Source organism: Azoarcus indigens (assembly GCF_004361735.1).
Classification (GTDB): domain Bacteria; phylum Pseudomonadota; class Gammaproteobacteria; order Burkholderiales; family Rhodocyclaceae; genus Azoarcus; species Azoarcus indigens.
This window is the reverse complement of sequence record NZ_SNVV01000009.1, coordinates 38745-51106: the sequence shown is the minus strand read 5'-3', so window position 1 is coordinate 51106 and position 12362 is coordinate 38745. Positions and strand designations below refer to the sequence as shown.

12 protein-coding genes and 1 other RNA gene are annotated in these 12362 nt (G+C 66.3%); 6 read left to right on the top strand and 7 right to left on the bottom strand.

The features are described from left to right. Positions 1-30: 30 nt before the first annotated feature. Positions 31-699: a cation efflux transmembrane domain-containing protein gene (locus C7389_RS11625; RefSeq protein WP_133591551.1), complete on the bottom strand. Its 669-nt coding sequence runs from the start codon at positions 697-699 to the stop codon at positions 31-33. Positions 700-806: 107 nt separating this feature from the next. Between C7389_RS11625 and cadR the strand changes: the two genes are divergently transcribed. The 3 genes from cadR to C7389_RS11610 are packed head-to-tail and all read left to right on the top strand — an operon-like array spanning position 807 to position 2043. Then, positions 807-1244: a Cd(II)/Pb(II)-responsive transcriptional regulator gene (cadR, locus tag C7389_RS11620; protein WP_133591549.1), complete on the top strand. Its 438-nt coding sequence runs from the start codon at positions 807-809 to the stop codon at positions 1242-1244. Then, positions 1241-1615 carry a cupin domain-containing protein gene (locus C7389_RS11615; RefSeq protein ID WP_133591547.1) on the top strand — a complete coding sequence of 125 codons (375 nt, stop codon included), beginning with the start codon at positions 1241-1243 and terminating at the stop codon, positions 1613-1615. Before cadR ends, C7389_RS11615 begins: the two co-directional genes overlap by 4 nt. Next, positions 1612-2043 (top strand): DUF6491 family protein, encoded by a 432-nt coding sequence (locus C7389_RS11610; RefSeq protein ID WP_133591545.1) that lies wholly within the window; start codon positions 1612-1614, stop codon positions 2041-2043. The genes C7389_RS11615 and C7389_RS11610 overlap by 4 nt, the downstream gene beginning before the upstream one ends. A 431-nt stretch (positions 2044-2474) precedes the next feature. On the opposite strand, the gene C7389_RS11605 is transcribed toward C7389_RS11610, so the two are convergent. The 3 genes from C7389_RS11605 to C7389_RS11595 form a co-directional block, all read right to left on the bottom strand. Beyond that, positions 2475-3884, bottom strand: a complete 1410-nt coding sequence (locus C7389_RS11605) for a TonB-dependent receptor (protein WP_133591543.1) — start codon at positions 3882-3884, stop codon at positions 2475-2477. A 76-nt stretch (positions 3885-3960) separates the two neighbouring features. Further along, positions 3961-4782: a nitroreductase family protein gene (locus tag C7389_RS11600; RefSeq protein WP_133591541.1), complete on the bottom strand. Its 822-nt coding sequence runs from the start codon at positions 4780-4782 to the stop codon at positions 3961-3963. 181 nt (positions 4783-4963) lie between these two features. Beyond that, positions 4964-5497, bottom strand: coding sequence for a flavodoxin (locus C7389_RS11595; RefSeq protein ID WP_133591539.1), 534 nt, complete (start codon positions 5495-5497; stop codon positions 4964-4966). A gap of 247 nt (positions 5498-5744) precedes the next feature. Between C7389_RS11595 and ffs the strand changes: the two genes are divergently transcribed. After that, positions 5745-5843: signal recognition particle sRNA small type (gene ffs / locus C7389_RS11590), an RNA gene on the top strand. A gap of 84 nt (positions 5844-5927) precedes the next feature. Here the strand turns inward: ffs and C7389_RS11585 are convergent. The 3 genes from C7389_RS11585 to C7389_RS11575 all read right to left on the bottom strand — a co-directional run bounded on the left by C7389_RS11585 (position 5928) and on the right by C7389_RS11575 (position 9714). Continuing rightward, positions 5928-6818 (bottom strand): ZIP family metal transporter, encoded by an 891-nt coding sequence (locus C7389_RS11585; RefSeq protein WP_133591537.1) that lies wholly within the window; start codon positions 6816-6818, stop codon positions 5928-5930. Positions 6819-6948: 130 nt separating this feature from the next. Beyond that, complete coding sequence (gene cfa / locus C7389_RS11580) at positions 6949-8142, bottom strand: cyclopropane fatty acyl phospholipid synthase (protein WP_133591535.1); 1194 nt, start codon at positions 8140-8142, stop codon at positions 6949-6951. A 132-nt stretch (positions 8143-8274) separates the two neighbouring features. Beyond that, on the bottom strand, positions 8275-9714 hold the full coding sequence (locus C7389_RS11575; RefSeq protein WP_133591533.1) for a catalase: 1440 nt from the start codon (positions 9712-9714) through the stop codon (positions 8275-8277). A gap of 262 nt (positions 9715-9976) precedes the next feature. Here C7389_RS11575 and dnaX point away from each other — a divergent pair, with 262 nt between their 5' ends. Together dnaX and C7389_RS11565 are read left to right on the top strand one after the other, a co-directional pair. Further along, the gene (dnaX, locus tag C7389_RS11570) at positions 9977-11986 is read left to right on the top strand and encodes a DNA polymerase III subunit gamma/tau (RefSeq protein WP_133591531.1); all 2010 of its coding nucleotides are present in this window, start codon (positions 9977-9979) and stop codon (positions 11984-11986) included. 48 nt (positions 11987-12034) lie between these two features. Next, complete coding sequence (locus tag C7389_RS11565) at positions 12035-12358, top strand: YbaB/EbfC family nucleoid-associated protein (RefSeq protein ID WP_133591529.1); 324 nt, start codon at positions 12035-12037, stop codon at positions 12356-12358. Positions 12359-12362: the final 4 nt, after the last annotated feature.

Here is a 12362-nt window from a genome sequence, read left to right as displayed (position 1 = left end):
CGCCTTCTGCCGTGCAGACTGTTGTCTGCCCTAGAGCTGCCGCGACCTGACCAGCTGCACCGTACCCGCCGCCGGTGCCGTCTTCAGCGAGGCCAGCTCCTGCCGCGCCTGCCGCACCACCGTCACCGCGGCGGTGAGCGCCAGCGCGGCCATGATGGCGGCCACCAGCAGGTCCGGCCAGGCCTGGCTGGTGCCGAACACGCCCAGCGCGGCGGCGGCCACCGCCAGGTTGCCGATGGCGTCGTTGCGGCTGCACAGCCACACCGAGCGCATGTTGGCGTCGCCCTCGCGCCAGGCGTAGAGCATCACCGCCACTGCCACGTTCACCGCCAGCGCCAGGATGGCCACCGCGCCCATGGTGTAGGGCTCCGGCACGTCGCCGGCAGCCAGGTTCCAGGCCGTCTTGCCCAGCACCAGCACGCCATAGGCGCCCATGGTCAGGCCCTTCACCAGCGCGGCGCGGGCGCGCCACCTCAGCCCCATGCCCAGTACCGCCAGCGACAGGCCGTAGTTGGCGGCGTCGCCGGCGAAATCCACCGCGTCCGCCAGCAGCGAGACCGAGCCGGAGCGCATGCCGCCGACGATCTCGACGAGAAACATCGCCGCGTTCAAGACCAGGGCGATCCACAGCACCCGGCGATAGCGCGGGCCGGCGGGCGGGGTGGAGGATGAGGCGCAGTTGCCGTTGCAGCAGGCCATGGCGGACTCCGGAAGAAAAGACGATGCGGCCATTGCAAACCTTGTAGCCACTACAGGGTCAAGCGCCTATAGTCGGAACATCGGTCTGTTTGATCAGGGAGAGCGCAATGCGCATCGGCGAACTTTCGCGCGCCACCGGCGTGGAGGTGGAAACCATCCGCTATTACGAGAAGGCCGGCCTGCTGCCGCCCCCTTCGCGCGCCGACAACGGCTACCGCGCCTACAGCTCCAGCCACCTGGAGCGGCTGGCCTTCGTGCGCCACTGCCGGGCGCTGGACATCTCGCTGGCCGACATCGGCCGCCTGCTCGATTTCCTCGACCATCCGGAGGCCGCCTGCGGCGACATCAACCGCCTGGTGGAGGCGCAGCTGGACCGGGTGCGCGCCCGCATCGTCAGCCTGCAGGCGCTGGAGCGGCAGCTGAGCGCGCTGCGGCGGCACTGCGACGAGGATCTGCAGGTGCGCGACTGCGGCATCCTGCAGGAGCTGGTCGGCGCCGCCCGCGGCGAGGCCTGCGCCTGCCATGAACGCGGAGCCCCGGCATGAAGACGGCCTACGCCGGCTGCCCGCCCTACATCACCAAGGACGGCTCGGAGATCCGCGAGCTGATGCACCCCGCCCGCCACGGCAACCGGGCGCAGAGCCTGGCGGAGGCGCGGGTGCCGCCGGGCGGCCGCACGCTGCTGCACCGCCACTCGCGCACCGAGGAGCTGTACCACGTCACCGCCGGCTCCGGCCTGATGACGCTGGGCGAGGCGGTGTTTCCGATCGCGGTCGGCGACACCGTGCTGATTCCGCCGGGCACGCCGCACCGGGTGGAGGCCGGGCCGGACGCGGTGCTGAGCATCCTGTGCTGTTGCAGCCCGGCCTATGCGCATGAGGATACCGAGCTGCTGGAACAGGCGTTTCCGTCATGACTCAGAAACCGCATCCCACGGCTTCCGGCCGTCTTCCCGTGCTGGCCCTGCTGGCGGCCAGCACCCTGCTCGGTGCCTGCGCCGGCATGGGCGAGGACATTGCACCGGAGCCGCTGGACCAGCGCCTGCTCAAGCTCGGCTATCGCCAGGGCGAGGCGGTGAACACCGTGCCGGGCTTCGGCCTGTCCGGCTGGAACTACGTCGATGAGTACCACATCCAGGTGGAAGACGGCCCCGGCCGGGAATACCTGCTGAGCTTTGCCATCTCCTGCCGCGAGTTGGCCTATGTGGAGCGCATCGGCTACACCACCACCGCCGGCATCTTCGGCCGCATGGAGCGCATCCGCGCTCATTCGACCGGCATGCCGGTGGATTGCCCGGTGAGCCAGATCCACAAGCTGGAACGGGTGGAGCGCAGCCGCAAGTAAGGCCGCGGTTCGGCGCTGGAGTGAACAGCGGAACGGATGGGTTCGGGGGGCAGCCCCGTTCCCACCCGTTTTCGCTTGTGGCCAGGATGCCCGCAGGCCCCGCACCGGCTTAGAACTTGCCGCGCACCGTCAGCAGGAAGTTGCGCGGTTCGCCGACGTGGCTGGCGAAGTAGTTGGCGCGGATGAAGGAGTAGTAGTGCCGGTCGAACAGGTTCTGGATGTTCAGCGCGGCGGCGCGGCCAGTCTTTCAAAGCGCTGATGATCGGCGTACAGGGAGGTGAGCTGCGGAGGGCGGCGTCGGCCATGAGGAGGGCCGCCCGGCACGGGCGTTAGCGATTTTTCACGAATGGTGGCCATTCTCACTAATGCTGTGCAATGCGAAGTGCCGCAGTTGCTGCCGTGGCTCCCTGCATGGGGAGCCACGGCGGGAGTCATTCGCTGTCGAAGCCCAGCAGCCGGCGTTCGCGGATCAGGCGGACGACTTCATCCGGCACTTCCTGCTCCCACTCGCCGGGGCCGTGGCGCAGGGCGGCGAGTACTTCGCTGGCATCGATTTCCAGGTGGGCGATGTCCAGCGGCTGGATCTCGATCAGCTTGCCGTTTTCGATCAGGTGGGCGAGCAGGTGGCGCAGGTGGGGCGGTACCGGCACATTGGACAATGTCTTCAATTCGCTTTCGCCGCGCCGGCGCGAGGGATAGACGTAGACGTGGGTGTTGTCCGGGAAGAGCTTGCCGAAGGCTTCGAGGATGCCGCCTTCCAGGCCGTCGTAGTACTTCTCGTCGAACAGGGCGAGCAGGTCGCGCACGCTGAGGACGATGCCAATGGGCTTCTGCGAGTAGCGCCGCAGGTAGGCGCGCAGGCGGAAGAAGCGGACGTAGTCCGAGATCATCACCGTGTAGCCCTGGGAGGCGAGCAGATCCATGCGGGCGAGGAAATCGGCGCCGTCCAAGGTGTCGCCGCTTACCAGGGTGTTCATGGTGATCTCGGCCAGGGACACGATCTCCTGCTCGTCCACCGCGGCGATCTGGCTGAACTGGCGGCGGCCGGCCAGCATCATGTCCATGTTCACCCGGGTGACCGGCTTGAAGGTGCCGCGGATGACCATCACCGGCTTGCGGTAGAACAACTCGCCCGGCACCACCACCTCGCCGGCCGGGTTGAAGATCACCGCTCGCGTCAGCCAGCTGCGGATCAGGTGCAGGTTCATCAGCCGGTTCTCCACCTCCTCGAAGTAGGGGCCGGAGAAGTGGATGAGGTCGACCTCGATGCGGTCGGAGCCGAGGTTGTCGCCCAGGCCTTCGACGATCCATTCCGGATAGTCGTGGTTGAAGAAGGCGCCGTAGATGAGGTTCACGCCGAGGATGCCGAGCGCCTCCGACTGCAGTGCGTTGTCGTCGTCCTGCATGCGTACGTGCATCACGATGTCGCTGGGCGCCGCGCCCGGATGCAGCTGCAGGCGGATGCCGATCCAGCCATGGCATTCGTTCTTCTGCTTGAAGCTGCGCGCGGTGACAGTGGCGGCGTAGGCGAAGAAGGTGGTGTTGCGCGGGCGGATGGCGCTCAGGCGATCCACCACCTGGGTGAATTCCTTGTCCAGCATCTGCATCAGCCGGGCGCGGCTGACGTAGCGGTCCACATGGCCGTAGATGTCGTCACTGACCGCCATGTCGTAGGCGGACATGGTTTTTGCGATGGTGCCGGCGGCAGCGCCGACCTGGAAGAAACGGCGGGCGACCTCCTGGCCGGCGCCGATCTCGACGATGGAGCCGTACTTGAACTTGTCGAGATTGACGGCGAGGGCTTTCTGGTCGGTGGTCAGCGTGTTGTCACGTTTGCGCATGGCGATTGTCGGGCCGGCAGTCGGGGGGGAAGGATGCGGGGCGGCGGGCGCCGCCCCCGGGCTCAACTGGCGAAGTTCATTTCAGCGGGAAGCCGCGCTTGTGCAGCGCCTCGACCAGGCGATCGCGGCCAGAAAGGCTCTCCGGGCCGGCTACGCGCTTGGCCGAATGCACCGCCCAGGTGCCACGCACGTCCATGTTCTGCCGGCTGTAGAAGGCGGCCATCGCGTCGTTGTAGGCGGCGATGCCGGCATCCTGCGCGGCCAGCGGGGTGTAGCTTTCGTGGTGCAGCACCACCGACTGCGGCGGGCGTGGCTTGATCTCCGCCGGCTTGGCCGGGTCCGGCGTGCCGACGCACATGCCGAACACCGCAACGACTTTGGGCGGCAGCTTGAGCAACTCGGCGACCTTCTCCGGCTGATTGCGCATGCCGCCGATGTAGACGGTGGCCAGGCCCAGCGATTCGGCGGCAGCCGCGGCGTTCTGCGCCGCCAGCGCGGCGTCGATGACGCCTACCAGGAACATTTCCAGGTAGTCCAGCCCGGCGGCCGGCCGCTGGTTGGCCTGGGCGAGGTGGTCCAGGCGGGCGAGGTCGGCGAGCCACACCAACTGCAGTGGCGCCTCCTTGACGTGGACCTGGCCGCCGGCACAGTCGGCGAGCGCTGCACGGGTGGCCGGATCGCGCACCGCGACCACGCTCCAGGCCTGGAGGTTGGAGGAACTGGCGGCGGACTGGGCGGCGGCGATGATGGCGCTCAGCTGGTCGTCGCTCACCGCGTCGGGCAGATAGCTGCGCACCGAGCGGTGGCCGAGGAGGTGCTCGATGATGGGGGACCAGGTTTCGGGCGCGGCGTAGGCCGGGTCGCCGTAGCGGGCCCGGTAGAGGTCTTGGGCGTTCATGGAGGCTCCGTCTGGGTGCGGCCCCGGGGGAGGGCGCGGGACCCCGCAAGTATACGCCCAGCCGTTTTGCCTGGCCGTTGGCGGGCGAGGGCAGAAAACAAAAACGGGAGCCGGCCGGTTTCCCGGCGTGGCTCCCGTTTCGCGCTGGCGAGCTGGACCAGCGGCTGGCTTCAGCCGATGTTCAGGCCTCTTCCGCTTCCGGCAGCACTGCCTGCAGGCTGGCAACCCAGCGCTCCAGGCGCTCGGCGGTCTTGTCGGCTTCGTTCACATCGTCGAAGGGCAGGCCGACGAACTGGCCGTCGCGCTCGGCGAAGGAGTATTTGTAGGTGTAGCCCTCGGTTGGGAAAGCGCCGACCAGGGTGGCGCCGCGGGCCTTGAACTTGTCATGCAGGATGCCCAGCGCGCTGACGAACTGCTCGCCGTGGGAGACGTAGTCGCCGGCGCCGAATACCGCGATGGTCTTGCCGGAGAAGTCGGGCTTGTCGTTGTCCAGGTCCAGCAGCGGGTCGCGCCAGTCGTTCTGGACTTCGCCGGAGCCCCAGGTGGAGCAGCCGAACAGCAGGAAGTCGTAGTCGAGCATTTCGTCGAAATCGACGAAGTCCTCTTCCATGCTGTAGAGGTCGCAGCGATCTTCGCCCAGGAGTTCCGCCAGTTTTTCCGCCGCCGACTTGGTGACGCCGGAACTGCTGCCGTAGAAGATGCCGATTCGGGACATGATGTTTCCTTTCGAGGTGGATGACGACAAATCCGCGTCGGAAGACAGGGGCGACGCGTTCTTGTGGCCCTCGAAGCAAGCCCCTTGCCATTGCTGCGGCAGCCGCAAATGGCGGCACAGCGTGACCTTGGGGGGCGTGATGTGTTTCGCCTGTCATCTTTGCGACAGCATTGGAGGAAACCGGACGAGGCGATAGCGCAAGCATGCGGCGCCCGCGGCTGGCGATAGCTGCTACAATTCGCGCCGTGGCGGGTCTCCCCGCATTGCAGCGCGGTGAACCTGGTCAGGGCCGGAAGGCAGCAGCCACAGCCGTTCCCTGCAAGTGCCGGGGGTCGGGCTCGCCACCCCGAACACGAAGAACGGGCGTCCTTCTACAAGGACGCCCGTTTTGCTTTTGTGGGCGGCTTCCACGGTGAAGCGTCCCGCGTTCTCAGCCGAGCAGCGTGTCCATCAGCAGCATGGCGGCGAAGCCGGCGATGAGTCCGCTGGTTGCGAGGGTCTCATGGCCGCGGCGGTGGGACTCGGGAATGATCTCGTGGCTGACCACGAAAAGCATCGCACCAGCGGCGCCTGCCAACCCCCAGGGCAGGAGCGCGGAGGACAGCGACACCATGGCCGAACCGGCAATGGCGGCAACGGGTTCGATCAGGCCGGACAGCGCAGCGATGGTGAAGGCGAATAGCCGTGTGTAGCCGGCGCTGGCCAGGGCAATGGCAACGATCAGCCCCTCCGGCACGTTCTGCAGCGAGATGCCGGTTGCCACCGCATTACCGCTGCCCGCGGTACCCGCTGCCACACCAATGGCGAGGCCTTCCGGGATGTTGTGGACTGCGATGGCGAACACGAACAGCCAGACAGCGGTGGCGGAGCGTTTCGAGTCCGGCGCATGGGTGTGCGGCAGGGCGCGGTCCATGGCCAGCAGCAGCGCGGCGCCTGTCGTCATGGCGAGGGCCACCAGCAGGGTTGCGCTCGTGTCGCTGTAGCCCTGCGCCAGTGCGGTCTGGTGGCCGGGAAGCAGCAGCGAGAACACGCTGGCTGCGAGCATGATGCCGGCGCTGAAGCCCAGCAGGCCGCTTTGCACGCCGTCGCCGATGCGCCGCATTGCCAGCATCGGCACGGCGCCCAGCGCGGTTGCGGCGCCGGCCATAGCGCCGCCGAGCAGCGCGTCGTGCAGCGGCGAGTTGGTGCCGTTCAGCCGCCCCAGTACTTCATTCCCCAACAAGGCGCAGCCGGTGAGGACAATGGTCCAGCCGCCGAATACCCGCAGCATGCCGCCGAGATTGGCGGGGACCCGGTGCAGCTTCGCAACTTGAGCAACCATGCTCCAACTCCTTTCAAATGCCCCCGTCCTCCGGGGGCCGTCCATGAAGTCCAGTATGGAAGCAGGATCTTCATAGTTCAAATTGAAAGAAAGAAAGAACGTGATTTGTTGAGTTAATGATTGCTGGCTCTCAGCTGGGGCGCCGGTAACCTCCCGGGATGCCCATGGGCGACAGCATCACCTGCCACAGCTGCGTGGTCCGCGCCCGGAAAGTGCCGGCGCAGGCCTGCAGGTAGTAGGACCACATGCGGCGGAAGCGCTCGCCATACTGGCTGGCGAAGCGCGGCCAGGCGGCTTCGAAGTTGCGATGCCAGGCCATCAGCGTGCGATCGTAGTCGGCGCCGAAGTTGTGCACATCCTCGACGACGAAGATGTCTTCCGCTGCGTCGGTGATCTGGCCCAGCGCCGGCAGGTCGCCGTTGGGAAAAATGTAGCGGTCTATCCAGGGGTCGGTGTGGGTGCGGCGGAGGTTTTTGCCTATGGTGTGGAGCAGGAACAGGCCATCGTCCGGCAGGCAGCGGCGGGCCACTTCGAAGTAGGTGCGGTGGTTCTTGCGGCCGACGTGTTCGAACATGCCCACTGAGGCGACACGGTCGAAGCGATCGTCCCTGTCCTTGCCCAGCTCGCGGTAGTCCATCAGCCGGAACTCAACCGGCAACCCCTCGCAGCGGGCACGGCCGCGTTCAGCTTGTTCGCGCGAGATGGTGACGCCGACGCAGGAGACGCCGTAGCGCTCAGCGGCGTACTTCATCAGGCTGCCCCAGCCGCAGCCGATGTCCAGCAGGCGCATGCCAGGCTTCAGGCCGAGCTTGCGGCAGATGAGATCCAGCTTGGCGGTCTGGGCGTCTTCCAGGTTCTTGGCCTCGGCCCAGTAGCCGCAGGTGTAGGCCATGTGGCCGTCCAGCATGGCTTCGAAGAAGTCGTTGCCGGTGTCGTAATGCACCTGGCCCACCTGCCAGGCGCGGCGCAGGCTCTGCAGGTTGAGCAGCCGGGCGCGCAGGCTTTGCAGCGCCATGCCCGCGGTGACCTTTTCGTCCAGCCGGGCGTAGAGGATGCGGCTGAAGAATTCGTCCAGCCGGGGGCTGTCCCACCAGCCATCCATATAGCTTTCACCCAGGCCCATGCTGCCCTGGGCGAGGATGCGGTCTGCGGTGCGCGGGTCGTGGATGATCATGTCCCAGGGTCTGCCGCCGCCTATCCTCACATCCGCTTCCGCCAGCAGCTTGGCGATCGCGCGCAGGGCGCTGCTGCTTTCGCGCCGGGGGCTGGCGCTGCTCTCTGTGGTGCCGTCGGAGTGGGGGAAATCCGTGTGAGCCTGGTTCATCGTGTCCTCATGCCTTGTGATCGGTTGAGGCCGCTGGTCGGGCGGCCGACAGGCGGGCGGCGGCAACGCCGCCCGCCTACTGTCAGCGGGTAGGTGGTCCTACCACTATAGTTTTACGCTCCCATTTTCACTCTAGCCCTTTAGTGCATTCCGCACCCCGGCGCCGTATCCGGGATGGACTTTGTCGAAGTGCACAAGTTGCCGTTCGACGATGAAGTCCGGCACGCCCTGCATGGCGGCGGCGATGTTGGCGTGAAGGCGGCTGCGCTCGTCTTCGGTGAGCAGATTCCACAAGGCGCGCGGCTGACCGTAGTCGTCGTTGCCTTCGCGGTGGTCGTAGCGGTCGGCATCGCCCGCGATGCGCAGCGGCGGTTCCTTGGCTTCTGGGTTGGCTACCGGGCCAGCAAAGGAGTTCGGCTCGTAGTAAGCGTCCGGATTCGGGTTGTTGGCGAAGAAACGCATCGCGCCGTCCTTGTGGTAGTGATGCACCGGGCACTTGGGTGCGTTCACCGGCAAGGCTTCGTAGTGGGTGCCGAGGCGGTAGCGGTGGGCGTCCGCGTAGCTGAAGATGCGTGCCTGCAGCATCTTGTCCGGTGAGAAGCCGATACCGGGGACGATGTTGGAGGGCGACATCGCCACCTGTTCGATCTCGGCGAAGTAGTTTTCCGGGTTGCGGTTGAGTTCGAGTACGCCCACTTCAATCAAGGGGTAGTCCTTGTGCGGCCATACTTTGGTGAGGTCGAAGGGGTTGTAGGGCGTCTTCTCCGCATCCAACTCCGGCATTACCTGTACGAACAGCGTCCAGCGCGGGTAGTCGCCGCTTTCGATGGCGCCGTAGAGGTCTTCCTGGGTGGATTCGCGGGTCGCGCCGACGACCTGAGCCGCTTCGGCGTTGGTCCAGTAGCGGTGGCCCTGCCGGGTCTTGAAATGGAACTTGACCCAGAAGCGTTCGCCGTTCGCGTTCCAGAAGGAATAGGTGTGCGAGCCGTAACCGTTGATGTGGCGTACATCGGTGGGCAGGCCGCGGTCGGAGAAGAGGATGGTGACCTGGTGCAGGGATTCCGGCGACTGCGACCAGAAGTCCCACATTGCCGTCGGCGAGCGCAGGTTGGTGCGCGGATGGCGCTTCTGGGTGTGGATGAAGTCGGGGAACTTGAGCGGATCGCGGATGAAGAACACCGGCGTGTTGTTGCCGACGACATCCCAGTTGCCCTCCTCGGTGTAGAACTTGAGGGCGAAGCCGCGCACGTCGCGCTCGGCATCCGCCGCACCGAGTTCGCCAGCGACGGTGGAGAAGCGGGCGATGAGTTCGGTGGTCTTGCCCACCTGCTCGAAGATGCGGGCGCGCGTGTAGCGAGTGATGTCGTGGGTGACGGTGAAGGTGCCGTAAGCGCCCCAGCCCTTCGCGTGGACGACGCGCTCCGGGATGCGCTCGCGGTTCTGGTGGGCGAGCTTCTCGATGAGCTGCCAGTCCTGCATCAGCACCGGGCCACGCGGGCCGGCAGTGAGGCTGTTCTGGTTGTCGGCGATGGGCGCGCCGGCGGTGGTGGTGTGGTACGGGCAGTTGCTCATGGCGGTCTCCTTGGCCTTGAAGATAGGGGGCTAGTGGGCGAGGGCGAAGTCGGCAAAGACAGCTATCAAGGCAGCGGTGAAGGAAAGCTGAGGGGCTTGCATGGCTGTCTCCAGTTACGCTTGGCGGCACTCGATGGGGCTAGCGTAGATGGCTGGTTTCGATAGGGCTAATTGATTGATCGAATAAACGGGATTGGTTTGCTCAATTGGCCTCCTGCCATGGACGGAAAGGGAAGCGGTGCGCCTCTGCTAGAATCCGCGCATGAGTTATCAAGTCCTTGCGCGTAAGTGGCGACCCAAATCCTTTGGCACGCTGGTGGGCCAGGAGCATGTCGTCCGGGCCTTGAGCCACGCGCTCGCCACCGGCCGCCTGCATCACGCCTATCTCTTCACCGGCACCCGCGGGGTGGGCAAGACCACCATCAGCCGCATCCTGGCCAAAGCGCTCAATTGCGAGACCGGGATCACCGCTGAGCCCTGCGGGGTCTGCGATGCCTGTCGGGCGATAGACGCCGATCGCTTTCCGGATTACGTGGAGATGGACGCCGCCTCCAATCGCGGGGTGGAAGACATGGCGGCGCTGCTCGACAAGGCCGTCTATGCGCCGGTGCAGGGCCGCTACAAGGTCTACATGATCGACGAAGTGCATATGCTCACCGGGCATGCCTTCAACGCCATGCTCAAGACCCTGGAAGAGCCGCCCGAGCATGTGAAATTCATTCTGGCGACCACCGATCCGCAAAAAATCCCGGTGACGGTGCTGTCGCGCTGCCTGCAGTTCAACCTGAAGCAGATGCCGCCGGGCCACATCGTCGAGCACCTCACCCGGGTGCTGGAGGCGGAGGCCGTACCCTTCGAGGCGGGCGCGCTGCGCCACCTGGCCAAGGCCGCCGGCGGCTCGATGCGGGACGCGCTGTCGCTGCTGGACCAGGCGATCGCCCATGGGGCCGGCAAGGTCGAGGAGGAGCAGGTCACCCATATGTTGGGCACGGTGGGAGACGACCACCTGTATGCAGTGCTGGACGCGCTGGCCGCCGGCGATGTTTCCGGCTTGCTGGCCGTGGCGGATGGCATGGAGGCCCGCAGCCTGTCCTTCGACGCGGCGCTGCAATCCCTGGCCTCGCTACTGACGCGCCTGGCTCTGGCGCAGTTCGCGCCGGCGGCCGTCGACGACGAGGCGGAGCGTCAGCGGCTGGCGCCCCATATCGCCCACTTCGATGCCGAGTATCTGCAACTGGCCTATCAGATCGCCATCCATGGAAGGGATGAGCTTGCCCTGGCGCCGGACGAATACAGCGGCTTTACGATGACCTTGCTGCGGCTGCATGCCTTCCGGCCGGAGCAGCCACCGGCTCTGGGCAGCCCGGCTGCGGAAGGTGGCGGTGGGGGCGTGGCTCGCGCGCTGCCAATGGGAGGCGCCCCGGCGCGACCGGCACCTGTTCCGCCTGTCGCGACGCCCGCAGCCCCAGCGGCGACGGCTTTCACCCCGGTCGTCCCGACGGGGGCTGCGGTTGAGGTCCTGGCGACGGCAACCGCTGTGGCGGCGCCGTTACCGATGGCAAGCGCGGCCAAGGAGCCCACCGTGGCGAAGCCCGTTGCAGCGCCCGCCGCGGACTCAGCACCGGTTGCGGCGCCAGCGGCACCCCGCCCCCAGAGTGACATACCTCCGTGGGAAGCCTTGCCGCCTGAGGCCATGCTGGACGATGCGGACATGGTGCCGTCCGGGCGGATGGACGACGAACCGGTTTTCATGGAGCCGGCTCCGGCTGCTGCCCCTCCGATTCAACGCGCCGCATCACCCACTCCTTCCCCCGCCGCTGCGGAACCTGCTGCGGATGAGGCTGCGGCCGATGCGCCTGCATCCTCCGCGGCGGCGGAGGCGGCTCTGGCGGCGCGGGACTGGCGCAGTCTGCTGCGGGCGCTGGGCGTGGGTGGCTTGGTGCGCGAACTGGGTCAGCACTGCGAGTGGGCGGCCTGCGACGGGGAGGTGTTGTCGCTACGTCTGTCCAGTACCCACAAACATCTCTTCGAGATGAATCGCGGCGCCGTGGAGCGGTTGCAGGAGCAGCTTTTCAGCGTGCTCGGCAGGCCGATGCGCTTGCGCATCGACATCGGCGCGATCGAAGGGGAGACACCGGCGCAGCGCGACGAGATCGAGCGCCGGGTCCGTCATGCCGCTGCGGTGGCTGCGCTGGAGAGTGATCCTTTTGTTCGCGAGCTGATCGAACGCTTCGATGCCACCCTGGTCGAGGAGTCGGTCAAGCCGCTCTGATCCGCCGCAAGCGGATTCCGTTTTCAATTCAATTCTTGGAGAAAGATCATGATGAAAGGCGGTATCGCGGGCCTGATGAAGCAGGCTCAGCAGATGCAGGACAACATGAAGAAAATGCAGGACCAGTTGGCCAGCGTCGAAGTGGAAGGCCAGTCCGGCGCCGGCATGGTCAAGGTCGTGATGACCTGCAAGTACGATGTGCGCCGTGTCGCCATCGACGACTCGGTGATGGACGACAAGGAAATGCTGGAGGATCTGGTAGCCGCCGCGTTGAACGATGCGGTACGCAAGGTCGAGGCGACTACCCAGGAAAAAATGGCGGGCTTCACCTCCGGGCTGAATCTGCCGCCCGGCTTCAAGCTGCCCTTCTGAGCCC